The 24110-nt window shown below is 72.1% G+C and carries 21 protein-coding genes; 9 read left to right on the top strand and 12 right to left on the bottom strand.

The features are described from left to right. Positions 1-109: 109 nt before the first annotated feature. Together ACZ4TR_RS44880 and ACZ4TR_RS44875 are read right to left on the bottom strand one after the other, a co-directional pair. Positions 110-808, bottom strand: coding sequence for a hypothetical protein (locus ACZ4TR_RS44880; RefSeq protein WP_465294686.1), 699 nt, complete (start codon positions 806-808; stop codon positions 110-112). Between the two features lie 153 nt (positions 809-961). Next, positions 962-1522, bottom strand: a complete 561-nt coding sequence (locus ACZ4TR_RS44875; protein WP_465294684.1) for an HD domain-containing protein — start codon at positions 1520-1522, stop codon at positions 962-964. Between the two features lie 55 nt (positions 1523-1577). Between ACZ4TR_RS44875 and ACZ4TR_RS44870 the strand changes: the two genes are divergently transcribed. Both ACZ4TR_RS44870 and ACZ4TR_RS44865 read left to right on the top strand, forming a co-directional pair. Beyond that, the gene (locus tag ACZ4TR_RS44870) at positions 1578-2063 is read left to right on the top strand and encodes a GNAT family N-acetyltransferase (RefSeq protein WP_465294682.1); all 486 of its coding nucleotides are present in this window, start codon (positions 1578-1580) and stop codon (positions 2061-2063) included. Positions 2064-2217: 154 nt separating this feature from the next. Next, positions 2218-2967, top strand: a complete 750-nt coding sequence (locus ACZ4TR_RS44865) for a hypothetical protein (protein WP_364518112.1) — start codon at positions 2218-2220, stop codon at positions 2965-2967. A 12-nt stretch (positions 2968-2979) separates the two neighbouring features. On the opposite strand, the gene ACZ4TR_RS44860 is transcribed toward ACZ4TR_RS44865, so the two are convergent. The 9 genes from ACZ4TR_RS44860 to ACZ4TR_RS44820 all read right to left on the bottom strand — a co-directional run bounded on the left by ACZ4TR_RS44860 (position 2980) and on the right by ACZ4TR_RS44820 (position 13012). Next, the gene (locus tag ACZ4TR_RS44860; RefSeq protein WP_465294680.1) at positions 2980-3747 is read right to left on the bottom strand and encodes a hypothetical protein; all 768 of its coding nucleotides are present in this window, start codon (positions 3745-3747) and stop codon (positions 2980-2982) included. 89 nt (positions 3748-3836) lie between these two features. Then, positions 3837-5396 (bottom strand): bifunctional phosphoribosylaminoimidazolecarboxamide formyltransferase/IMP cyclohydrolase, encoded by a 1560-nt coding sequence (gene purH, locus ACZ4TR_RS44855; protein ID WP_465294678.1) that lies wholly within the window; start codon positions 5394-5396, stop codon positions 3837-3839. Then, the gene (gene purN, locus ACZ4TR_RS44850; protein WP_364518118.1) at positions 5386-6003 is read right to left on the bottom strand and encodes a phosphoribosylglycinamide formyltransferase; all 618 of its coding nucleotides are present in this window, start codon (positions 6001-6003) and stop codon (positions 5386-5388) included. Before purN ends, purH begins: the two co-directional genes overlap by 11 nt. Before the next feature lie 77 nt (positions 6004-6080). Continuing rightward, entirely contained in the window at positions 6081-7547 is a 1467-nt protein-coding gene (locus tag ACZ4TR_RS44845) for a cell division protein PerM (protein WP_465294676.1), read from the bottom strand. Positions 7548-7690: 143 nt separating this feature from the next. Continuing rightward, positions 7691-8485: a DUF5336 domain-containing protein gene (locus tag ACZ4TR_RS44840; protein ID WP_465294674.1), complete on the bottom strand. Its 795-nt coding sequence runs from the start codon at positions 8483-8485 to the stop codon at positions 7691-7693. A gap of 267 nt (positions 8486-8752) precedes the next feature. Beyond that, the gene (sucD, locus tag ACZ4TR_RS44835; protein WP_465294672.1) at positions 8753-9643 is read right to left on the bottom strand and encodes a succinate--CoA ligase subunit alpha; all 891 of its coding nucleotides are present in this window, start codon (positions 9641-9643) and stop codon (positions 8753-8755) included. A gap of 1 nt (position 9644) precedes the next feature. Further along, complete coding sequence (gene sucC / locus ACZ4TR_RS44830) at positions 9645-10814, bottom strand: ADP-forming succinate--CoA ligase subunit beta (protein WP_285482417.1); 1170 nt, start codon at positions 10812-10814, stop codon at positions 9645-9647. Positions 10815-10932: 118 nt separating this feature from the next. Further along, a complete protein-coding gene (locus tag ACZ4TR_RS44825; protein ID WP_465294670.1) occupies positions 10933-11265 on the bottom strand; it encodes a hypothetical protein in 333 nt (110 codons plus the stop codon). Further along, positions 11255-13012, bottom strand: coding sequence for a hypothetical protein (locus ACZ4TR_RS44820; RefSeq protein WP_465294668.1), 1758 nt, complete (start codon positions 13010-13012; stop codon positions 11255-11257). The genes ACZ4TR_RS44825 and ACZ4TR_RS44820 overlap by 11 nt, the downstream gene beginning before the upstream one ends. A 1157-nt stretch (positions 13013-14169) precedes the next feature. Here ACZ4TR_RS44820 and ACZ4TR_RS44815 point away from each other — a divergent pair. Next, positions 14170-14850, top strand: a complete 681-nt coding sequence (locus ACZ4TR_RS44815) for a M23 family metallopeptidase (protein ID WP_364518130.1) — start codon at positions 14170-14172, stop codon at positions 14848-14850. 918 nt (positions 14851-15768) lie between these two features. On the opposite strand, the gene pcrA is transcribed toward ACZ4TR_RS44815, so the two are convergent. Further along, positions 15769-18189, bottom strand: a complete 2421-nt coding sequence (pcrA, locus tag ACZ4TR_RS44810) for a DNA helicase PcrA (protein WP_465294666.1) — start codon at positions 18187-18189, stop codon at positions 15769-15771. A 148-nt stretch (positions 18190-18337) separates the two neighbouring features. On the opposite strand from pcrA, the gene ACZ4TR_RS44805 reads away from it, so the two are divergent. The 6 genes from ACZ4TR_RS44805 to ACZ4TR_RS44780 all read left to right on the top strand — a co-directional run bounded on the left by ACZ4TR_RS44805 (position 18338) and on the right by ACZ4TR_RS44780 (position 24101). After that, the gene (locus tag ACZ4TR_RS44805; RefSeq protein ID WP_465294664.1) at positions 18338-18763 is read left to right on the top strand and encodes a DUF1707 SHOCT-like domain-containing protein; all 426 of its coding nucleotides are present in this window, start codon (positions 18338-18340) and stop codon (positions 18761-18763) included. Between the two features lie 158 nt (positions 18764-18921). Beyond that, complete coding sequence (locus ACZ4TR_RS44800; RefSeq protein WP_364518136.1) at positions 18922-19218, top strand: chorismate mutase; 297 nt, start codon at positions 18922-18924, stop codon at positions 19216-19218. Positions 19219-19282: 64 nt separating this feature from the next. Next, a complete protein-coding gene (locus ACZ4TR_RS44795; protein WP_364518138.1) occupies positions 19283-19597 on the top strand; it encodes a hypothetical protein in 315 nt (104 codons plus the stop codon). A gap of 334 nt (positions 19598-19931) precedes the next feature. Continuing rightward, on the top strand, positions 19932-21146 hold the full coding sequence (locus tag ACZ4TR_RS44790; protein ID WP_465294662.1) for a hypothetical protein: 1215 nt from the start codon (positions 19932-19934) through the stop codon (positions 21144-21146). A 259-nt stretch (positions 21147-21405) separates the two neighbouring features. Beyond that, positions 21406-22266 carry a hypothetical protein gene (locus tag ACZ4TR_RS44785; protein WP_465294660.1) on the top strand — a complete coding sequence of 287 codons (861 nt, stop codon included), beginning with the start codon at positions 21406-21408 and terminating at the stop codon, positions 22264-22266. Between the two features lie 215 nt (positions 22267-22481). Beyond that, complete coding sequence (locus ACZ4TR_RS44780) at positions 22482-24101, top strand: serine/threonine-protein kinase (RefSeq protein WP_465294658.1); 1620 nt, start codon at positions 22482-22484, stop codon at positions 24099-24101. Positions 24102-24110 lie beyond the last annotated feature (9 nt).

The following is a 24110-nucleotide window of genomic DNA, read 5'->3' as shown; positions in this document are numbered from 1 at the left end:
CTCGTGTGATTGGAGGGTCGGCTCGCGTGATTGCGCGGACGACACGCGGACCTGGGTGGACGACACGTGGGCGTGGGCTGGTTGGTGGGGGTGCAGATTGGACGGAGGGTCATGCGGTGGCCTCCGAGTGGACCGCGAGGCCACGAGCCGCGGGAGTGATCGAGCCGGCCGGGCCGGGCAGCGCGAACGAAGCCGAGGCCGGGCGGGCCGCCGCGCCGCGGCCGTGGACCCTGACCTCCACCCGGCGCTCACGCAGGTGGCCGTAACCGTCCGACAGACCGGACCACGCCGAGAACCGGCACGACAGCTCGACGTCCGCTCCCGGCCACCCGCCGGTCGCCAGCAGCACCGCCCCGCGGTGCCGGGCCCGGGCCGACAACCGCCGCGCCACGGCTGCCTGCACCTTCTCCGCGTTGACCGCCACCAGGTCCACGCCGTCGAGCAAGGCCGCGACCACCGCCGGGAGCTCCGCGCCCGGACGCGGGACCAGCGCCACCCGGCCGAGGTCCACGCCGTACTCGGCCGCCGCCGCCAGCCCCAGCGACGGCATGCCGACCACGGCTGCCCACGACCCGGCGGCCGTGGCCTCGGCGAGCAGCGCGAACAGCAGCGACGTCCCCCCGTGGACCGCCACCGTGCTCCCGCGCCGGAGCCCGGCGGCGGGCAGCAGCCCGGCGAGCGCCGGGACGACCGGGAGCACCTTCCCCGCCGCCCGCGCGCGCTCGGCCTGGGCCGCGACCCGGCTCGCCGTGCTGACCCCGGGCAAGGCCGCCAGCCGGGCCACCGGCGGCTCCACCACAGCGGTCACCGCACGCACCTCCCCACCACGGACTAGGCCGGCGGTCGGGCCTCTCCCAAAACACGACCGACGGCACTGGTTCGCCGCGGGGAAGGCGGCGGTTCCATGTCGAACACCTGTTCGACATGGACAAGTCAACCGCGAACCTCCCGAGGTGTCAAGTCACCCACTAGTGGGGTACGAACCCTGGAACGCCAGCCGCGAATCGGCCTCCGAAGCGATCCGCGAGAGCTCGTCGTCCAGGGCCATGAACGTCTCCCACGCCGGGCCGCCGAGCCAGGCGATGACCCGTTCCTCCAGGTCCGGCACCCGCTTCGCCTTCCACACTTTGTCCGCCAGGCTGACGAGCAGGTCCTCGCCCGTGATGTCCGGAGCGGACCAAGAACCGTGCGTCCGCGCGAAGCGCGCGAGGTCCTCGGAGACCCCGTGCGACACCAGCAACGCGTACCCGGCGGGCTCGTGCGCCGACCCCGGACCGGACAGCTCCGCCGGGTGCAGGATCTTCCCGATGTCGTGCGTGGCCGCACCGAAGAGCACCGCGGCCGCATCGAACGAAACGCGCTGCGCCGCCCAGCCGGTCAGGGAAAGCGCGACGTCGTGCACCACGCGCAGGTGCGCGCCCAGCCGCGGCGGCGCACCGAGCGTCTCCACCAGCTCTCGTGCCCTCGAAGGCAGCGGGGCGTATCCAGGGGCATCCAGGGCGGCACACAGCAGACCGGTCACCCCGCCAAGGTAATGAAGTTGCCCGCGCCGAGCCCCGATCGCTAGACAGATCCACGTGGAGCTCACCGAAGTCCGGCCCGAAGACTGCCCGGAACTGCTCGTCCTGCAACGCTGCTGCTGGGTCCAGGAGGCCGTCCTCAACGACACCCTCGACATCCCCGCGCTGCACGAAACCCTCGAGGACATCCGCGACTGGACGAAGACCTGGTCGGTGTGGGTCCTGCGGGAGGACCACCGGCTGGTCGGCGCGGTGCGCGCCCGCCTCGAAGGCGACTGCTGGGAACTCGGCAGGCTGATGGTCGCGCCGGATCTCGCCGGCCGGGGGCTCGGCCGGAGGCTGCTCGAACACGCCGAATCGCACGTCCCCGCCGAGGCGCGCCGGTTCGCCCTGTTCACCGGTGCCCGCAGCACCCGCAACATCACGCTCTACCAGCGGGCCGGCTACCGGCTCACCGACGCACCCGAGGCCGGCGGCCACATCAGCGGCGCGGTGTACCTGGAGAAAGAAGTCACACAGCGCTACTGTGCCGATCGTTACTGATCCGACCACAGTCACGGCCGAATGACCTTAGTAGCAACGGTTTCGTGCCCCTCGGGGATCGGCCTGCTTTTGGTCGGATCAGTAAAAACCCGGTCCGCCCGCCTGACGCTGCGGCGTCGGCTAGATTCCCCGGTGGACTTCTGGGGGTGGAGCGATGACCAAACGGCCGGTTCTGTGGGTCGCCGGAGCGCTGGTCGCCGCGGGTGCGGTGCTGGCCGTCGTGCTCACGGCGGGCGGCGGGGTGCCCGGCGCCAAGGCCGCGGCCCCCGGGCCGACGACGATGGGCGCGGAGTGGCGCTCGTTCCGCGCCGACGTCACCGGGATCCGCCCCGGCCCGGAGGAAACCAGCCTGTTCGTGCAGGTCGCCCTGCCCGGCAAGGACCCCGGCTGCGTCCGGGAGCCGCGCATCGAACAGGTCGTGGAGACCAAGACCGACGTCCGCGCCGACGTCGTCTACTCGACCCGGCCCGCGTCCGGCGGCTGTCAGGACAAGGTGGGCGCCGAGCTGCTGCTGGCCACGGCCACCCCGCTCGCCGACCGCACCGTGATCCTCAACGGCGACAACGGCAACGCCTGGCACAAGCTCGGCGCCGGCTGGGGGCACTGCGCGCCCCAGGGCACCTGCGCCCCGCCCGCCGACCACTGCGACCCCGCCTGGATCGGCGCCGCGGTGTCCGCGACGGGCGCCCAGAACGCGGGCACCACCCGCGTCTGCGCCCCGGAGTGGCTGGTCCTCGACCTGCTGGTGCACCAGACCGACCCGCCCGCCCGCGCGGTCTTCCGCTGGAGCGACACGGGCTGGACGTCGTTCGCGCAGGTCAAGACGGCCGGCTGCCCGGAGATCCGGGCGGCCGATCCGAAGTTCCCGGTCGCGCTCTGCAAGACGCTGCCCGCGCCCGCGTGACCGGCGCCGTCGCTAGCGCCCCAGCTTCTTGACGACCTCGGCGCCGACCGCCTTCACCGCTTCGTCGGCCTCCTGCTGAGGCATCGGCGAGTTCGAAAAGAACCCCTTGTCCCAGCCGGACACCTCGACGATGACGACCGTCGTGCCCTTCATGACGTGCAGCTCGGCACCGCTGAACGCGCTCTTGGTGACCAGCCGGACCAGCACCGCCTTGTCGCCGATGCCCTTCACTTCGGTCGGCGGGACCGCCGGGTCGATCGGCTGGTACAGGTGGTTCGCCGAATCCCGCGCGTTCTCCCCGGAGTACCCCGTGATCCGGACGCTCAGGGTGGCGTCGCGGACGTTCTCGTCGGGGCCGGGCTTCCAGCTGCAGTTGACCTGCTTCAAGCCGGGCACGTTCGCGGTGCCCGGGCCGCCCAGCGCGAAGCTCGGGAAGCCCGCCTTCTCCAGCACCGCCGCCGGGACCTGGCACTCGGCAGGCACCGGCGACGACGACGGTGCCGCGCCGGTGCTCGCGAAGTAGTCGCTCGCGAAGATGCCGAGCGGGATGCCCGCGCCGAGCAGCACCACCACCGCACCGGCGATCCCGAGGATCAGCCCGGTCCGCTTCTTCTTCGGGGGCGGCATCGGCCCGCCGTAGCCCGGGGGCGGATATCCCTGCTGCGGATGTCCCAGCGGGTACCCGGGCGGCGGGTAGCCGGGCTGCTGGGGATACGGCCCCTGCGGCCCGTAACCCGGCTGCCCCGGCTGACCCGGTCCGTACGGCGGTGGTTGCTGCATCGAGCCCTCCCTCTCGAAGCGCGGGTCAGTGACATCCGGGGCTTCGCCCCGAGGCCGGGGGCTCCGCCACCCGGAGCCCCCGAAAGCGGTTAGTGCGCGAAGTGGCGCGTCCCCGTCAGGTACATCGTGACGCCCGCCTTCTCCGCGGCCGCGATCACCTCGGGGTCGCGGACCGAGCCGCCCGGCTGCACGATCGCGCGCACACCCGCCTCGACCAGCACCTCCAGGCCGTCCGGGAACGGGAAGAACGCGTCGGACGCGCCCACCGAACCCTTCGCCCGGTCGCCCGCCCGCGACACCGCGAGCCGCGACGAGTCGACGCGGTTGACCTGGCCCATGCCGACGCCGACGGTCGCGCCGTCCGCGGCGAGCAGGATCGCGTTCGACTTGACCGAGCGCAGCGAGCGCCACGCGAACTCGAGGTCGCGCAGGGTCTGCTCGTCGGCCGGGGTGCCGGTGGCCAGCTGCCAGTTCGCCGGGGCGTCGCCGGGCGCGTTGATCGCGTCGACGGTCTGCACGAGCACACCGCCGGAGATCTGGCGGAACTCGACCGGCGACGGCGCGATCTCCGGCAGCTTCAGCAGCCGGATGTTCTTCTTGCGCTGCAGGATCTCCAGGGCTTCGGCGTCGAAGTCCGGCGCCAGCACGACCTCGGTGAAGACTTCGGCGATCTGCTCCGCGGCCTCGCGGCTGACCGGCCGGTTCGTCGCGATGACGCCGCCGTAGGCCGAAACCGGGTCGCACGCGTGCGCCTTGCGGTGCGCCTCGGCGATGTCGGTGCCGACGGCGATGCCGCACGGGTTGGCGTGCTTGATGATCGCGACGGCCGGCGCGTCGAAGTCGAAGGCGGCGCGGCGGGCGGCGTCGGTGTCGACGTAGTTGTTGTAGGACATGGCCTTGCCGTGCAGCTGCTCGGCGTGCGCCAGGCCGGCCCGGTGCCCCTTGTACAGCGCGGCCCTCTGGTGCGGGTTCTCGCCGTAGCGCAGCACTTCCCCGCGTTCCCAGCTGACGCCGGAGAAGTCGGGGAAGCCGGAGTCGTCCGCGGGCGCGTACACGTTGGAGAACCACGAAGCGACGGCGATGTCGTAGGACGCCGTGTGCGCGTACGCCTGCGCGGCGAGGCGCTTGCGGTCGGCGAGGTCGAAGCCACCGTCGGCGACGCGCTCCAGGACCCAGCCGTAGCGGGCCGGGTCGACGACGACCGCGACGCTGCCGTGGTTCTTCGCCGCGCCGCGGACCATCGCCGGGCCGCCGATGTCGATGTTCTCGACGCAGTCCTCGGGGCTGGCGCCGGAGGCGACGGTCTGCTCGAACGGGTACAGGTTCACGACCAGCAGGTCGAACGCCGCGATGTCCAGCTTGCGCAGCTGCTCGACGTGGTCGGGGTTGCCCTGGTCGGCGAGCAGGCCGGCGTGCACGTTCGGGTGCAGCGTCTTGACGCGGCCATCGAGCGACTCGGGGAAGCCGGTGACGTCTTCGACCGGCGTGACCGGGACACCCGCGTCGGCGATGGCCTTCGCCGTGCCGCCCGTGGACACGATCTCGACGCCGGCCGCGTGCAGGCCCGTCGCGAGGTCCAGCAGGCCCGCCTTGTCCGAGACGCCGATCAGCGCCCGGCGGACCGGGCGCCGTCCCAGGTCAGTGCTCACGAAATGTCACCTTTCGTCCGTCCACGGTGCAGCCACCGCGGCCGAGTCGCTCGATCGTTTCCACCAGCAGCCTGCGTTCGACGGCCTTGATCCGTTCGTGCAGGACGTCTTCGGTGTCGTCGTGCTCCACGACGACCGCTTCCTGGGCGATGATCGGCCCGGTGTCGACCCCGGCGTCCGCGAAGTGCACGGTCGAGCCGGTGACCTTGACGCCGGCCTCGAGCGCGTCGCGCACCGCGTGCATGCCGGGGAACGACGGGAGCAGCGCCGGGTGCGTGTTGACCACCGTGAACCGGCCGAGGAACTGTTCGCCGAGGATCTTCATGAACCCGGCGGACACCACGAGGTCGGGTTGGTACGCCGCGACGGCCTCGGTCAGCGCCTTGTCCCAGGCGGCGCGGTCGGGGTGGTCGGCGACGCGGACCGCGAACGACGGGATGCTCAGGCGCTCGGCGCGGGTCAGGGCCTCGATGCCGGTGCGGTCGGCGCCGACGGCGACGACCTTGGCCGGGAAGCCGGACCGCCCGGTGGCGTCCAGCACCGCCTGCAGGAGGGTGCCGGAACCCGACGCGAGGACGACGAGCTTCACCGGAGTGGGCAGGTCCAACCGTTGAGACAGAGCGGGCTCCTTGCCGCGGGCGGTGCGCAGCCGGGCGCACGGCGCTTCACCAGGTCTCGTCAACCCTAACGGTCGGTCTCGTCCGGCTCGACGTCGCCGCAGGTCTCGGTGCCTCCGGTCACAGCCTCGCCGTCGCCGGCGGAGCTGTCACGGGAAAGCTCCCTGTCCTCGACGGCGGCACTTTCACGTGAAAGTGCAGCGTCCTCGCCCGGTTCCTCGGCTTCTTCGGGCTCTTCAGTGGCTTCGTCCTCTTCGGACGCTTCGAGTTCCTCGACGGCTTCGGCTGCTTCATCGACGTCGACCTCTTCGGCGTCCTGGAACGCTTCGTTGTCTTCGAGCGCTTCGGGCGGCGCCGGCGGCTCGTGCTCGCCGGTGAAGAACGCGACGAACGAACCCGGGATGACGATCCAGCAGAACGCGACGACCGACGCGACGCCGACCGGGACGCTCACCGGGTCGAACGGGCCGTCACCGAGCCGCCCGCCGGACAGCGTGCCCAGCAGGACGCAGCCGAGCGCGACCACCGCGCCGGCCACCGCGACCGCGCGGATGCGCTGCGCCGGGTCCGCGTCGACCTTGCGCAGCGTCCAGCCGACGAGCACGCCCGTCGCCGCCGGCAGTGCCAGGAGCGCCGGCCACCACGTCGCGGGATGCTCGGGCAGGCCACCCAGCAGCGGGACGCCGGGAACGGCACCGCCGCGGTAGCCGAACATCCCGACGTTCAGGTCGCCGATCGAGAAGCCGGGCCCGGTGACGAACGACAGCACGGCCGTCACGGCGTTCGGCAGGTACAGCACCGACAGCAGGAACATCCCGAAGCTGCTGCCGAGCGCGGGCTCGTACATGTCGGCCACCGTCCGCCAGGACAGCGCGGTCGCGACGGTGAACACCACGGCGCCGCAGGCCACCAGCACCGCGAGGCCCAGCGCACCGGCCCGGACCCCGCGCAGGGCGAGGGGGTCGAGACGCTCGGCGACGAAGTCCGGCAGCCCGCAGCACCGGACGATGCCCACCGCCGCGGCCGCCGCGGCGAGCAGCCCGGGCACGGCGAAGGCGACCAGCGGGTTCGCCGTCACCGGCGAGCCCTGCGCGCAGAGCGCGATGACGAGCCCGAACAGCGCGTGCGCGCCGGTGATCGTGACGAACACCGACAGCGCTTCGCGGGGTGACCGGCAGCCGAGGCGCACGGCGGCGCCGGACGCCGTCCGCGCGGCCAGGGCGAGCGCGCCCAGCGTCGGCAGCAACGGCAGCACGCCGAGCGGGTGGACGCCCAGGTCGAGCCGGACCTGGTGCGCGGCGAGCCAGCCGGGCCCGGCGGCCAGCAGCACGCCGGTGCCGGAGAAGACGGTGCGCGGGGCGGTGAGCGCCACCAGCGTCAGCACGGTCGCGACGGCGGCGTAGCCGGTGACCAGCGGGCCGAGGGCGGCGGCGAGCAACACCCGCACCCGCGCCGCCCGGGAAAGTACGACGTCGGGTTCGAGGTCGCCCACCGGCTCTTCACGGGAGTCGGTGAGCAGGTCCATGATCCGCACCCTGACATCCCCGCTGGTCCGACCGGGTGAGCCACGCCGCCGCCGGCCGGCGTGGGGAAGCTAACCCACCCGGTCGAGTAATCCCGGAGTGCAAAACACCCGCTGTGACACAGAGCGTCACAGCGGGTGCTTCGGGAACTGCGTCAGCTCGACTTGCCGAAGCCCCCGGGCGGCGTGCCCGGGTTGTCCGACGGCGGCTGCTGGAAGAACGAGCCCTGCTGCGGGGCGTACGTCGTGGCCTGCTGCCCCGGCGGCGGCGTGGTCGACGGCGGGTTCGGCGAGCCGTACTGGCCCTGCGAGAACGGCGCCCCCGACGGCTCCCCGCCCTGGCCGGCCGGGCCCGGCCCGTGTCCGGGCTGCTGCTGGCCGTACTGCTGCCCGGGCTGCCCGGGCTGGCCGTACTGCTGCTGCTGGCCGGGCTGGCCGCCGTACTGGCCGCCGTAGGACGGCGCGGCGGGCTTCGGCGCCGGCGGCTTGACGACGTCGTACTCGAGGAGCAGCGCGCCGACCGCGGCGACCATCTGCAGGATCCCCAGGATCAGGATGACGGTGACGATGCCGGGCGAAGTCTGCATCCCGACCAGCGCGTCCAAGACGTAGAGCGCGCCGAGGACGCTGAACAGCGCCGCGAACGGCAGCGTCTTCGGCCCCTTCGGCAGCGCGTGCATCCCGGCGAGCAGACCGCCACCCAGCAGGAAGACGCCACCGAGGCCGACGTCGCCGGCCTCGGAGAAGCCGAGGAAGTACTGCACGAGACCGAACAGCGCGACGCCCAGCGCGAGCAGCAGCGGCAGGTTCTGCGTGAGGCTCGCGGCGCCCGAGGGCGCCTGGTGGGAGTGCGGCGGCTGCTGCGCCGGGAAGCCACTGGACGGCGGTCCGGGGGGTTGCTGGCCGCCACCCTGCTGGGGGTAGCCAGGCCCACCGCTGGGGAAGGTCATCGGGATGCACTCCTGTCGGTTCGACCGGCACTCCGGGGCACGAGGACACCCGGGGAAGACGAGGCGGCTTTGTGTGCGCAGAACGCTAGCGCACTCGCAGGCCACCAGCCCATCAGACGCGTGAATACCTCGGGAGGTTTCGTCCCGAAACACAAGAGAGCCGGGCGCCTGTTCGACGCCCGGCTCTACCTGCGGTTACTCCCCGCAATTTCACGGGGTCCGGGGGCAGGCCCCCGGCCCGGGGGCTTGCCCCGGATGACACTGTGCTCAGCCGAGGTTGTTGTACAGCTCACGCGCGAGGACGGCGGTCTCGCTCGGGGTCTTGCCGACCTTGACGCCGGCGGCCTCGAGGGCCTCCTTCTTCGCGGCCGCCGTGCCGGAGGAGCCCGACACGATGGCGCCCGCGTGGCCCATGGTCTTGCCCTCGGGCGCGGTGAAGCCCGCGACGTAACCGACGACCGGCTTCGTCACGTTGTCCTTGATGTAGGCCGCGGCGCGCTCTTCGGCGTCGCCACCGATCTCGCCGATCATCACGATGACCTTGGTCTCGGGGTCCGCCTCGAACGCCTTGAGGGCGTCGATGTGCGTGGTGCCGATGATGGGGTCACCGCCGATGCCGACCGCGGTGGAGAAGCCGATGTCCCGCAGCTCGTACATCATCTGGTAGGTCAGCGTGCCGGACTTCGACACGAGGCCGATCTGGCCCGGGCCGGAGATGTCGGCCGGGATGATGCCGGCGTTCGACTTGCCGGGGCTGATCACGCCGGGGCAGTTCGGCCCGATGATCCGGGTCGTGCCGCCCTTCGCGACGGCGTGCGCCCAGAAGTAGGCCGAGTCGTGCACCGGGATGCCCTCGGTGATGACGACGGCCAGCGGGATCTCGGCGTCGATCGCCTCGACCACCGCGTCCTTGGCGAACTTCGGCGGCACGAAGATGACCGACACGTCGGCGCCGGTCTCCTTGATGGCCTCTTCGACCGTGCCGAAGACCTTGAGGTCCTTGCCCTCGATGGTGACGGTCTGGCCGGCCTTGCGGGCGTTGACGCCACCCACGATGTTGGTGCCGGACTTCAGCATCTTGGTCGCGTGCTTCATGCCTTCGGAGCCGGTGAGCCCCTGCACGATGACCTTGCTGTTCTCGTTCAGGAAGATCGACATCTCACGCACCTGCCGCGGCGAGCTCGGCAGCCTTGTCGGCCGCGTTGTCCATTGTGTCCACCACGGTGACCAGCGGGTGGTTCGCGTCGGCCAGGATCTGGCGACCCTCGACGACGTTGTTGCCGTCCAGACGGACGACCAGCGGCTTGGCGGCCTCGTCGCCCAGGATCTTCAGGGCCTCGACGATGCCGTTCGCCACCGCGTCGCAGGCGGTGATGCCGCCGAAGACGTTGACGAAGACGCTCTTCACGTCGGTGTCGTTGAGGATGACGTCCAGCCCGGCCGCCATGACCTCGGCCGACGCGCCGCCGCCGATGTCGAGGAAGTTCGCCGGCTTCACGCCGCCGTGCTTCTCGCCCGCGTACGCCACGACGTCCAAAGTGGACATGACGAGGCCCGCGCCGTTGCCGATGATGCCGACCTGGCCGTCGAGCTTGACGTAGTTGAGGTTCTTGGCCTTGGCCTTCGCCTCGAGCGGGTTCTCCGCGTCCTTGTCCACCAGGGCCTCGTGGCCCGGCTGGCGGAAGTCCGCGTTCTCGTCGAGGGTGACCTTGCCGTCGAGGGCGATGATCTTGTCCTGCGGGTCGCGGACCAGCGGGTTGACCTCGACCAGGGTGGCGTCCTCGGAGACGAAGGTCTCCCAGAGCTTCACGACGACGTCGGCGGCCTCGTCGATGATGTCGGCCGGGAAGTTGCCGGCCTTCAGGATCTCGAGCGCCTTCGCCTTGTCGACACCGGCGATCGAGTCGACCGGGATCTTGGCGAGCGCCTCGGGGCGCTCGACGGCGAGCTGCTCGATCTCCATGCCGCCTTCGGACGACGCCATCGCCAGGAAGGTCCGGTTGGACCGGTCCAGCAGGAAGGAGAAGTAGTACTCGGACGAGATGTCCGAGGCTTCGGCCACGAGCACGCGACGCGTGATGTGGCCCTTGATGTCGAGGCCGAGGATGGCTTCCGCCTTCTCCTTCGCCTCGTCCGGGGTCTGGGCCAGCTTGACGCCGCCCGCCTTCCCGCGGCCGCCGACCTTCACCTGCGCCTTGACGACGACCTGGTTACCGATCTGCTCCGCGGCGGCCTTGGCTTCTTCGGGGGTGCTAGCCACCGAGCCCGGCAGAACCGGTACTCCGTGGGCGGCGAAGAGATCCCTCGCCTGGTACTCGTAGAGGTCCACTACTCCAGTCTCCTGACGACACGCCACTGCAGGTGGTCCGCGACCGGACCGCGCTGTCGGACCAGTCGAGGTTAGCGACCTGCGTAGACGCAGGGGACTCCGCACCTGGTGAAGTCGGTCACCGTACGCGGTCAGACGGTGGTCCCGCGGTGTGAGACCGCCCACCGGAGAGCAGTTCCACAGCTTCTTCGAGGGATTTCGCGGCGTCGAGCGGGACCACGCGGACGGGGTCGAGCGCCTGTTCGAGGTCCGGCGGCGGCCGCTCGCCGAGCACGGCGACGGCGTCCGGGTCCTCCTGCTCGGCGGTGCGGACGATCTGTTCGACCGTGTCCAGCGGACCGGCGTGGACGACCTCCATGCCTGCGTCGCGCAGCACGCGGCCGAGCGCGACGGCGGCCGGGTCGGGGCGGGCGAACTCGACGACGAGCACCCGCGGCCGCTCACGGCTCACGGCGGCTCCCGGCAGCCGACATGCCGGCCGCGACGAGCAGCGCGACCACGGCGGCGAGCGCGAGCCAGAAGCCGGTCGACGGGCTCGCGTCGCCGAGGGAGCCGCCGACGAGCGGCAGCTCCGCGGCGTGCAGCGCGGTGAGCAGGGCGGCACCGGTCAGCAGGGCGGCCGCGGGCCTGGGCCGCGACCGCAGGGCCAGCGCGGCCGCGCCGGCGACGACCACGACGGTGGTCAGCAGCCCCCACGACGGGGTGTCGAAGTTCGACCACAGGCCGGGCGCGACGTAGCCGGGCACGCTGAAGACGGGCAGCCCGAACGCGGCGACGGCCAGCACCCCGCCGGCGACGACGGGGGTGAGCAGGCTGGTGCCCACCTCGGTGCCTTGGTCGGCGTCCTCGCGTTCGACGACCCCGGTCCCGGCGGCGGCGAGCGCGACCAGGGCGGCGAGCACGAGCGCGGCGAACGTCCAGGCGGCGCCGGCGCCGAGGTCGTAGGTGAAGACGGGGGTGGCGCCGGAGGTGCCGCCGAGGTCCGCGCCGCCGAAGCCGGCGAGGTTGCCGGCCTGGGTGGCGGTCAGCGCGGTGTTGAGGACGGCGGTGCCGGCCAGGACGATCCCCGCCCAGGCGAGCCCGAGCACGGGCCGCGCTCCCGCGGCGGTCTTCGGGAGGAGCGTCCCGAGCGCCGCGACGGCGACGACGAGCGCGGCGACGAGCAGGAACCATCGGGCGGGGCTTTCGGCGGCGGCGCTGACCGGGGCGGCGGCACCGGGGTTGAGCGCGGTGACGGCGACCTGCGGAGCGAAGGTCCCGACCAGGGCGGCGACCGCGGTGGCGAGGCCGAGCATCCCGGTCGTCAGGCGCCACCAGAAGAGGCCGGGGACCTTGACGTCGCGTTCTTCTTTCGGTGTTTCGCTGAGCCGCGTGAAGGCGAGGCCGGCGGTGACGGCCGTCGCCGCGAGCACGAGGACGGGGCCCCAGGTGACGTGCAGGTCGTCTCGGAGGAGCCCGGCCAGCACGGGTGGCGCGGCGACCGCGAAGGCGGCGGCGGTGAGGCCGAGCAGGGTGCCTTTCGCGGTGCTTTCGGAAGGAGAGGCGAGCGCTAGGGCGGCGGCCAGCGGCAGCGCGGCGGCGAGCAGCAGGTAGCCGCCGAGGGCGGGCCAGGGCCCTTCGAAGGCGGCACGGGCGAGCAGGAAGCCGTTGTCCGAGCCGACGGGGGCGGTGAGCAGCCCGACCGAGGCGGTCACGGCGAGCAGCGGGACGAGCAGGCGCCAGCGCCGGCGTTCGGGTTCTTCGACGGTGCGCCCGGCCCGCCAGGCGACGACTCCGGCAACCGCGGTGAGCAGCTCCCCGGCGACGAGCAACCAGAACCCGCCGCCGACGGCCGAGCCGCCGATGAAGCGATCGGGGAAGTAGAGCTCGGGCCGGATGGTGAGGGGGCCGTTGACGGCGAACTGCAGGTCGAGGACGAGGCGGCCGGGGGCGAGGGCGGCGAGACCCCGGAGGAGGCCCTTGGCGAGGTCGGGTTTTCGAGCGGCAGCGGTCCAGGTAGCGGCGACGACGGGGGCGAGCGTGAGGACGGCGAGCCACGGCCAGCTGGTGAACCCCGGGCCGGCGGCCGGAGAGACGGGGACGACGGCCGCGGTGGTGAGGGCGATGGCGCCGAGGGCGGCGAGGGCCAGGGCGATGGCCAAGGGACGGGAGGGGGTGGTGTCCTCGGCCCAGGTGGGGTCGGCGGGCTCATGCTGCACGCTCCCCGCGCGAGTTCTCGCAGGGCTGGTTTCGGCTTTTGCCGCGCGGGCCGGCCCGGCCTTCCCTGCACCACCGGGCTCGGTGCGAGCGGTCGCTGCGCCGGTGGCGCCGGCCTTCGCCGCGTCCGCAGGCCCGGCTTGCGCCGGGTCGGTGGGAGGTCGCCCGACTGGGGCTTTCGCCGATTCGGTGGTTTCGGCGGAAGCCTGCCGGGAAGTCTGTGCGCGAGGGGGCTTCCGCTTGCCGGGGAGACGGGTGGCCGCGGGGTCCTGCGGGGAGGCCGGGGAGCCGGGGGTGCTCCCGGTCGGGGGCTCTGAGCGTGGGGGCATTGCCCGCGAACCTAGCAAGTCCGGCGGGGGCGGGAGGTCCCAGCGGGGTGCGAGTCGGCGAGCGGTGCGGCTTGTGGGACAGCGCGAGTCGGCGAGGGGTACGGCTTGTCGAGCTAGGGGGTTGGCAGCACCTGGCGAACGCGGGGTTCGGTCACACGTAACGCCTGAATCTCCGTGCGCAAGGCCGAGAAGTCGGACAAAACCGGCGCATCCGAACCCAACCACGGCGCGAGTCGGTGAGCGGTTCGCGGACGTCGATGAACGGTCGACTTGCTCCGCGTCTCGAGCCTTCGCCAGGTGTCGGCTCAAAGCCTTCGCGCCCGCCGGCGACCGCCGTGAGACGTCGAAGATGCTTGAACATCCCCTGGCAAACGCTTATTCCGGGGCCCTGAGCCCTAAACGCCTGCCGTCGGTCCATAACCGCCCGCAAGAGCTGTAAGGCATGTCACAACCAATGCAGTAAACCCACTCTAACTTTGCGTAATTGCCACAGGTGGACGCAAGATCCACGCCACCCGATCGGCCGCCCGACAGGGCAGATCTTGCTTACGGCGGTACCCCTTCGTTACTGTCCCGGGGTCCCCATTACAGTCAGGTCACGAAGTAGGACGACGAGCGAACCACCCCCGAGGTTGGCTCACCGGGTTCCCCCGCCCGCAGTCCTCTGACCCGGCTCCCCGACGATGGAAGGCCCTGTCTTGGCTTCACACCGCTCCCCCGGCGGCCAAGCTCCTTCCCCGGCACTGAAGGACGCACTCGAAGGTGCGGTCGTTCGTGTCCGGGGTGCGCACCGCATCGCCCCGCCCTCCTCGGCCCTCCGCGGCCGTGTCGTGGTCGCCGCGGTGGCGGCCGGCGCGTTCGCCGCCGCAGCTGCGGGCTCCACCCTCAAGACGGTCACCGACTCCGACACCGCCGTGACGCCCCTGGCCAACAGCCAGGACGCCAGTGCGTCGCTCACCGCGGGAGGTGCGGGCACCGGGGGCGCCCCCGAGCTCCTGCCCACCGGTCACGCCGTCGACGCCTCCGCCGAGGCCGCGAAGCTTTCCGACAGCGCTTCGATCACGCAGGCCCGCGAGCAGCGTGAAGCCGACGCCGCCAAGAAGGCCGCCGAAGAAGCCGCCCGCCCCAAGACCTGCCTGCCGGCCCACGGCACCTTCACCTCGGGCTTCGGTGCCCGGTGGGGCACGAGCCACCTCGGCATCGACATCGCCAACTCGATCGGCACCCCGATCTACGCCGCCTCCGACGGCACCGTGATCGACGCCGGCCCCGCCAGCGGCTTCGGCCTCTGGGTCCGGGTGCAGCTCGACGACGGCACGATCCAGGTCTACGGCCACATGAACAGCTTCTCCGTCAAGGAGGGGCAGAAGGTCAAGTGCGGCCAGCAGATCGCCGAGATCGGCAACCGCGGTCAGAGCACCGGCCCGCACCTGCACTTCGAGGTGTGGCAGAACGGCACCAAGAAGATCGACCCCCGGCCCTGGCTGGCCGCGCGCGGCATCGTCATCTGATCCGTTCGTTCCGCACCGGCGGCCCGCGAAGGCACGCCACCGCACCGGGAAACCCGGCTGTAGAGCCATGATCCGCCGCCGAGGGCCGACGACGCCCCTCACCCGGGCGGACATCCGCTCCAGCCGGGACACCACGGCACTTCGAGACCGCGGGGGCACACGAGCCCCCGCGAAAGACAGCACGTAGTAGCGCACGGCCGCAATAACAGCCCGAGCGTGACGGATTTTCTTCGTGGAGCGGTGAACCGCAGCCATGAACGCGGACCGCCGCAGCGCAGCCGACGACGAACGTCCGCGAGCCGCAGCCGGCTCGACGGCCGAAAGCTCTCCAGGCCGCCCCACGCCCCTCGGGACACCCGAGACCGCGCCCGGCCCCGCCGAACCCGCCGGAAAGCGCCTCAGCGCCCGGAAACGGCTAAGGCCGCCCACCCGGCAAGCGGCGGATGAAGTACGCCACCGCGACCTGCCACACCGTGCACAGCTCCGCGGACCTCCGGACCGGCAACCAGCCCCAGGGCACAGCTCCCCCTGCGCCCCCCGCGGAGCGGACACGCGCGACACGACGCGTCGTCCAGCGGCGTCCCCGGCCTCAGGTGACACATCGCCCGTCCGCTCCGAGCTCGTGCTGCCTGAGCAGCGCTCGCCAGGCGGCGGCCAGCCGGCACGCCTCCGCTCCCGCACGCGAAGGGTTTCCTGAAGCCCCCGAAGGGTCCGGACCCCGATCCGGAACCACTGACCCCAGGACTCCTCGCAGGTGTTTTTGTACCCCTTCGGCCAGCAGGTGAAACAGCACCGCGTCCACACCACTTTACCCCCTCCGTCGAACTCGTGTTCGATTACGGGGTCCGTTCTACCGGTGGGGTACGACGATTCCGGCGGCGATCGCCGGGATCGCCGCCGGGTTCACTCGGACGGGTGTTAGAGCTTCACCATCGGCACGCTGCCGATCAGCATCAGGCGGACCTTGCCCGCCGCGCCGAAGTCGATCGTCGCCGTGGCGCGCGGGCCGACGCCGTCGCACGAGATCACCGTGCCCAGGCCGTACTTGTCGTGGCTGACCCGGTCGCCGACGTCCAGCTTCAGCGCCACCGTGTCCTTCCAGCCCTTGCCGAAAGACGGTGTCCCGGAAGAGGAAGACGACGAAGAAGACCGGCGCCCGCCCCACGTCGTCGCCGCGCGCGGAGTGCCGCCACCCCGTGAGCCGGACCCGAAACCGAACCCGGCGCTGGAGGGCTCCAACCGCCGCCAGTCGACGAGGTCGCCCGGCAGCTCGTCGAGGAACCGCGAAGCCGGGTTCATCGACGGCTGGCCCCAAGCCGACCGCGTGATCGCGCGCGAGACGTACAACCGCTTGCGCGCCCGCGTGATCGCGACGTACGCCAGCCGCCGTTCCTCGGCCAGCTCGGTCGGGTCGCCCAGCGCGCGCATGTGCGGGAAGACGCCGTCCTCCCAGCCGGTGCAGAAGACCACCGGGTACTCCAGGCCCTTCGCGGTGTGCACGGTCATCAGCGTGACCACGCCCGCGCCGCCGTCGCCTTCTTCGCCGCCGTCGGGCGAAGGCACCGAGTCGGCGTCCGCCACCAGTGACACGCGCTCGAGGAACGCCGGCAGCGATCCCGGCGCCGGTACCCCGGGCTCCACGACCAGCTCGGCGTTCTCGTCCGCGACGACCTCGGCGGTGATCTCGGTGAACTCCCGCGCCACCGTGACGAGCTCGTCCAGGTTCTCGACGCGCGTGTGGTCCTGCGGGTCTTCGGACTCCTCGAGCTCGACGCGGTAGCCGGTCTTCTCCAGCACGGCTTCGAGGACGTCGTGCACCTCGGCGCCGGCGGTGATCAGGTCGCCGAGCTCGTCGAGCATCCCGACGAACCCGCCGATCGCCTTGACCGAGCGCGGGTTCAGCAGCGGCACCTTGCCTTCGACGGCGTCCCGCAGCGCGGCCGCGAACGAGATCCGCTCCCGCTCGGCGTGCGTCGCCACGACGGCTTCGGCGCGGTCGCCGATGCCGCGCTTGGGCACGTTCAGCACGCGCCGCAGGCTGACCGTGTCCTCCGGGTTCGCCAGCACGCGCAGGTACGCGATCATGTCGCGGACTTCGCGCCGCTCGTAGAACCGCACGCCGCCGACGACCTTGTACGGCAGGCCGAGCCGGATGAAGATCTCTTCGAAGACACGGGACTGGTTGTTGGTGCGGTAGAAGACGGCGACGTCGGAGTAGTCCGCTTCACCCTTCTCCGCCAGCGCGTCGATCTCGCCCGCGACGAACGCGGCTTCGTCGTGGTCGTTGTCCGCGACGTAGCCGACGATCTTCTCGCCGTCGCCCGAGTCCGTCCACAGCCGCTTCGCGCGGCGGTTCGGGTTCCGCTCGATGACGGCGTTCGCCGCGGACAGGATCGTCTGCGTGGAGCGGTAGTTCTGCTCCAGCAGGATGGTGTGCGCGTTCGGGAAGTCCCGCTCGAACTCTTCGATGTTGCGGATCGTCGCGCCGCGGAAGGCGTAGATCGACTGGTCCGCGTCACCGACGACGACCAGCTCGGCCGGCTCGACGCCGGAATCGTTCGGCGCGGTCCCGGCCAGCTCGCGGACCAGGGTGTACTGCGCGTGGTTCGTGTCCTGGTACTCGTCGACCAGCACGTGGCGGAAGCGCCGCCGGTAGTACTCGGCGACGTCCGGGAACGCCTGCAGCAGCGAGACCGTGCGCATGATGAGGTCGTCGAAGTCGAAGGCGTTGGCCTGGTTCAGCCGCCGCTGGTACTCGGCGTAGACCTCGGCGACGCGGCGCTCGAGGTCGTTGGCCGCGTTGGCCGACGCCTCGTCCGGGTCGACGAGCTCGTTCTTCAGGTTCGAGATGTGGATGGCCAGCGTGCGGGCGGCGTAGCGCTTCGGGTCGATGTCGAGATCCCGTGCCACCAACGTGATCAGCCGCTTGGTGTCGTCCGAGTCGTAGATGGAGAAACTCGACGACATGTCCAGCGTCTTGGCTTCACGGCGCAGGATCCGCACGCACATCGAGTGGAACGTGGACACCCACATCGCGTTCGCGCGGCGCCCGACGAGCGCGGCGACGCGGTCGCGCATCTCGGCGGCGGCCTTGTTCGTGAACGTGATCGCCATGATTTCGCCGGGGTGCACACGGCGTTGCCCGAGCAGGTAGGCGATCCGGCGGGTCAGCACCCGGGTCTTGCCCGATCCCGCGCCCGCGACCACCAGCAGCGGGCCACCGGCGTGGGTGACGGCTTCGCGCTGGGACGGGTTCAGGTCGTCGAGCAGATCGGCCTGCCCGCCGGAAGCGGGCTTGCGCGCGGGGGTCTCGGCGGGGAGATCGAAGAGGGTGTCCATCGTCTGTCCACGCTACCCCGGGCGGGCGGGGCTCCGGCAGAAGCGTGCCGGCGCGGCCGGTCCGCGCGGGCTACCGCGTCGGGCGTAGCGGAAGGTGTCGCCTGGCGCCCGACGCGCGGCGGGCCCGCCGCGCGGAGCATCGGTCGGCATGGAAGACAACCGCACCGCCCGCATCCGGGCCGCCGACGCCGATCGCGAACGCGTCGCCACCGCCGTCCAGTCCGCCGGCTCCGAAGGCCGGCTCACCCTCGAAGAGGTCGAAGAGCGCCTCACCCACGTCTACAACGCGCGGTTCACCGACGAACTGACGACGCTCACCGCCGACCTGCCGCGGGCCGCGCCGGCGCGGCCCGGCTTCCCGTTGACCCGGGCCGCGCTGCGGCGGCACCCGGCGCTGCGCCTGCACCTCGCCGTGGTGGTCGCGATCGCGGTGCTGGTGATCGTCCGCTGGGCGGTGCTGGGCGCCGGCTTCTTCTGGCCGGCGTTCCCGATCTTCTGGCTCGCGGTGAGCCTCTTCGTTCATGCGGGGGTGCGCTCGTTCCGGGAGCGGCCCGGCGCGGCTGTGCCATACTGAACCCGTGCGGCACGCAGAGCGATTTTTTTACGGGACCCGGACTCCGGCTCCCGTGATCGCGTAGTGCCCGAACCGCCATCACGCCAGCCCCGGAGTCCACGGACCCGGGGCTGTCGCCGTCCCAGGGGCCGGATCCGGGCACCGAGGGAGAGGTCCCGATGAACGCACAAGCGACGAACGCCGACGGCCAGCCCGCCGAGCACACCCCGGCCGGGGACGACATCGCGGCGCTCCGGCAGGAGATCGACTGGCTGGACAAGGAGATCCTGCGGCTGGTGAAACGCCGGGTCGAGGTGTCCAAGACGATCGGGGCCGCGCGCATGGCCGCCGGCGGCACGCGGATCGTCTACAACCGCGAGATGGACGTCCTCGCGCGCTACCGCGAGCTGGGGCCGGACGGCCGCCAGCTGGCGATGGCGCTGCTGAACCTCGGCCGAGGCAGGCTCGGCCGGTAACGGTTGTCCGAATTCCGGGTCTTCCCTGAGGCACGGACGGCCCGGCTGCGGGCAGACTGGCGTCATGGAATGGCTCGTGAACCTCATCGCCGTCATCGTCGCGCTCGCGAGCGTGCTGGCCGCGCTGGGCCATGTGGGGTATCTGGCGATGCTGAACAACGCGGCGGGCAAGCGGGCCGGCGGCGCGCCGGTCGCGCAGTACGTCCGCGGCCGCTGGGCCGTTGCCGGCGGTACCACCGCGGCCTCGCTGTTCGCCTGGTTGCTCACGGCCGGGGGATCGACGCTCGACATCGTGGCGATCCTGGTCGCGGCGGGTAGCGGCGTGGTGGCGACGAAGGCGCTGCAGTCCACTCGCGACCGTTACCGCACGGGTGGCTGAAACGCCTGAGCTGGCTTGATCGCGCTGCGTGAGACTGCGTAGGGTCACATTCCCCCTTTCGGTCGCGCCCGACCGAGTGAAACCTCTGCAACTTGCAGGTTTGGGGGCGACTTTCTACGCCGGATGCTCCTAGGGTTGACGCCGTGAGGACCCTTGCGTCTGGGTCGGGCGAAGCCCGGGAGGCGCGCGGGGGCATCGGCCCCGCGCGCCCAGTCTCGCATGCGCGTGCATCTGCGCAGGATTCGGAACGCGAAGCCGCTCGTGAGGGTGCTCCGATCGGGTTCTCCTGCCGCCGGACGGCGTCACGGCGGAGCCGCCGGGTGGTCGAGCCGACATGACCCACGGCACGGAGTTCCACGGACGCGGCAGTGCGCCCGCGCATCCCGGGCGGCACCGGCTCGGCACCCCGGACGGCTGGACACCCCCGCTGCCCGAGAACCGCGCCGGGCGGCGCCACGCGGCCGGCCCGGCGCCGGTCGACCCGCCCGTGTCCGGGTCCCTCCCGCTCCCCCAGCCGATGTCCGGCACGCTCCCGCAGCCGTTGCTGCCCCAGCCCCGCGACCGGCGGCCCGCGCCCCCGCTGTTCCCCCCTTCGCACGGCAGCCTCCCCGTGGCCGACGACGTCGAGACGACCTCGCCGCCGCGCCCCGAGTCCCGCGCCGACCTGGCCGCCCGCCGCACCCGCGTCTCGCTGGCCGCCCCGCAGCCGCGCGGTGCGGAGCCGGAGGACGACGACGTCCGCATCTACGCGGCGCCGCCGATCGACGGGCTCGGCGTCGGGGGTTTCACCATCGGGTCGGTGCCCGCGTCCGTGACCCCGCCCAAGACGTGGAAGAAGGCGGCCTGGTTCGCCACCGGCGCGTCCGGCGCCGTGGTCGTCGGGCTGCTCTTCGCCGGGTCCTACCTGGTCGGGAAGCCCACGATGGACCAGGCCGTGCAGGGCGCGTGGCCGGGCTACCAGGGCGCGCCGACCGTCATCGACCCGACCGGCGAGACCGAACCGCCGTCCCGGCAAGGCGGTTCCGCGCCGGGCCCGGACGACAGCACGCCCACGCCGGACCAGCCGGCCGGGCGGACCGGCAGCGGCGGCGGCGCGGGCCCCGTCGACGGCGTCCCCCAGCCGCCGCGCACCGGTGGCACCGCCGACTCGGAGACGGCCGGCACGACCGCGCCGAGCGCGCGCCCGCAGAAGCCCCCGGTCACCCCCGCCCAGCGCGAAAACCCGGTCAAGCCGCCCTGGTGGTACTCCTTCCCGCCGGACGCCCAGACCATGGGGGACAACTCGGAAAAGTTCTTCAACACCGTCACCACCGACCCCGCCGCGGCGTCGTCGGTGACCACCGGCGAACTCCACGACCAGGGCCCGCAGGCCCTCGCCGAGCGGTACGCGGACGTCGCGTACTTCGAGGTCCGCAAGGTCAGCATCGACCAGCAGCGCGGCGTCACGGTGAACACCGTCGAAATCACCCACACCGACGGGACCAAGACGATCGAGGAGCGCACGCTGACGTTCGGGGACGGCGACAAAATCGTGGCTGACGGTCAGTAACCGACCTTGCACGTGCGGTTCGCCCGTTCCGATGCACGTGCGGTGCGCCGAGCGGTTACCCCTGGTCCGGGTGGGTGACATAAGCTGCCGCTCGTCGTATCGCGACGGCATTCCGGCGACAGAGCCTGGTGGTGCTCGTCCGCACAGGGTTACCTGACGACAGCGGATCCGGAACCGGCCACGAGTCGGCCATCCGGACCAACGGAAGCCCGGCGAACGGCCGAGCGACCGTCCCCGGAACCCCAGAGCGAGGACTTTCGTGCTTGATCGGCAGCGCACACGGCGTGAGGTACCCAACGCCGTCCGCGTCGAGGACGTGATCCCGGCCGAGATTCTCGACGGCGTCGGCGACGCCGACCGCGACTATCTCGAGCAGGTCTTCCGTGACCCGCAGAGGTTCCTGCCGCCGCGCCCGGAACCCGTCCGCGAGCCGGCTCGGGCCGAAGACGCCGACGAGCCGGAGAGCAGGTTCGTCCGCCGCGCCAAGCTGGCCGGGCTCGTCGCCGCCGGAGCGCTCGTCGCGGGCGCGGTGGTCGCCGCGCCGATGCTGACCAGCGCGCACCGAGCGGTGTCCGAAGGCGGTCAGTCCACGCCCGCCGGTTTCACCGGTGCCGCGGAGCTCGGCGGCCTCGCCGTCCCGCAGCACCAGGCCGGGGGCGGCGCACCCGAGCAGCACCCCGCGCCCGCGCCGGGCACGCACTCCAGTGGCGCGCCGTCCGCCGACGAGTCGACCAGTGGCACCCCGCGGAGCCAGGCCACGCCGGCCACCGCGGACCCGGTGCCGGACACCGCCGCCGACGCGCGCAGCGCGAGCCGGAAGATCCAGGCCGTCAAGGACTTCTACGCGGCCATCGCGCGGGACTCGACGGGCGCGCTCGCGCTGCTGAGCCCGTCGCTGGCCGACGGCGCGGCCGGCGAGCTGGTCCGCACCTGGAGCTCGATGGACGCCATCGACGTCCAGGAGGCCGACACGCAGATCAAGCCGGACGGCTCGATCCTCGCCGTCGCGACGCTCCACCGGCCGGACGGCGCCATGGTGCGCGTGACCCAGCTGTTCCGGGTCGCCGACACGGGCGGGTTGATCACCGAAGCCGAGCTCGTCTCGGCCCAGTACATGTAGCCCTGGGCGATCACCCCTTCACCCGTGGTTCAAGTGCCCGTACCGGATTCGTGTGCGCAGAGTGAGCGCCTAGCCTTGTCACGGGCCGGTCTCGGGAGAGTCGGCACACAGCCCACGACATGTGCATACGCTTCAGCGAAGCGGCGTGCGCGTGGCCGCGTCACCAGGCACCGATCCTCACGCCCTGGTGAAGTCGGAGCCCAAAGGGAGGTCGCGTGAGCGACGAGGGTCGCCTGGTCGCCGATCGATACCGCATCGTCGGCCGGATCGGCACGGGCGCGATGGGGGCCGTCTGGCAGGCGCACGACGAAGTCCTGGGCCGCACCGTGGCCATCAAGCAGCTCCTGCTCCATTCGCACCTGGACGAGCACGACGCCGAGGACGCGCGGCAGCGGACGATGCGCGAGGGCCGGATCGCGGCCCGCCTGCACCACCCGAACGCGATCTCCGTCTTCGACGTCGTCACCGACGACAACGGGCAGCCGTGCCTGATCATGGAGTACCTCAACTCCACCAGCCTGGCCGCCGTGCTGCAGGAACGCCGCACGCTGCCGCCGACCGAGGTGGCGCGCATCGGCGCCCAGGTCGCCGCGGCGCTGCGCGAGGCGCACGCGGTCGGCATCGTCCACCGCGACATCAAGCCGGGCAACATCCTGCTCGGCGCCAACGGCGTCGTGAAGATCACCGACTTCGGCATCTCCCGCGCCAAGGACGACGTCACGGTCACCAAGACCGGGATGATCGCCGGCACCCCCGCCTACCTGGCCCCCGAAGTCGCCATCGGGGGTGATCCCGGTCCGGAGTCCGACGTGTTCTCCCTCGGCTCCACGCTTTACGCGGCGTGCGAGGGCCAGCCGCCGTTCGGGCTGTCGGAGAACACGCTGAGCCTGCTGCACGCGGTCGCGGCCGGGCAGATCAACCCGCCGCGCCAGTCCGGCCCGCTGGCCAGCGTGCTGGCCGTGCTGCTGCACCCGGACATCGAGCACCGGCCGACCGCCGAGGAGTGCGAAGAGCTGCTGGCGGCCGTCGCCCGCGGTGAGCTGCCGCTCGGCGGGCCGTCGGACGAGACCATGATGGCGCCGTCCGCGGGCGTCCTGGGCGCGGCGGCCGTCGCGGACCCGAACGCGACCCAGATGTTCGACGAGATCCCCGCCGGCCATTCGGGCAGCCTGCTCGACGGCCAGGCCCCGACGCAGGCCGTGCCGTACTACGACGAGGACGACTACCCGGAGGGCACCGGCTACCCGGAGGACGACTACGACGGGTACCAGCGCCATCCCGAGGACGACCAGCACTACGTCGGCGGCGTGCCGCCCGGCTTGGCCGCCACCCGCGCGGTGCCGGTGCCCCCGCACGACCAGGGCCCGTACGCGGACGACTACGACGATTACGACGACGAGCCGGCCCCGCCGCCCCCGCCGCGGCGCCCGCAGACCAGCCCGGTCGACGATGACGACGAGAAGCCCGGCGCCTGGAAGCGCCCGGCGATCATCGGCGGCATCGTGGTCGTGGGCCTGGTCGCGCTGGCCGTCTGGCTGCTGAGCCCGAACAACCCGGAATCGCCGGCGGCGCCGATTTCGAGCAGCAAGCCGACGCCCGCCGCGTCGTCTTCGTCCCTGCCGTCGACGACGGAGGAGGAGCCGACCGAGACGGCGGACGTGCCGCCGCCGGTGCAGGAGACGACCTCGTCGAAGCGCACCACTTCGCGGCAGACCGAGCCGGAGCGGACCACGACTCCGTCCAAGACGACGACTCCGAAGACGACGACTCCGACGACAAGTTCCCCGCCTGAGACCACACCGGACCCGCCGACCAGTTCGGCGCAGGGTGGATGACCGAGGATC

The sequence above is a fragment of the Amycolatopsis sp. NPDC028719 genome (assembly GCF_055565395.1).
This window is presented reverse-complemented; position numbering and strand designations above follow the sequence as displayed.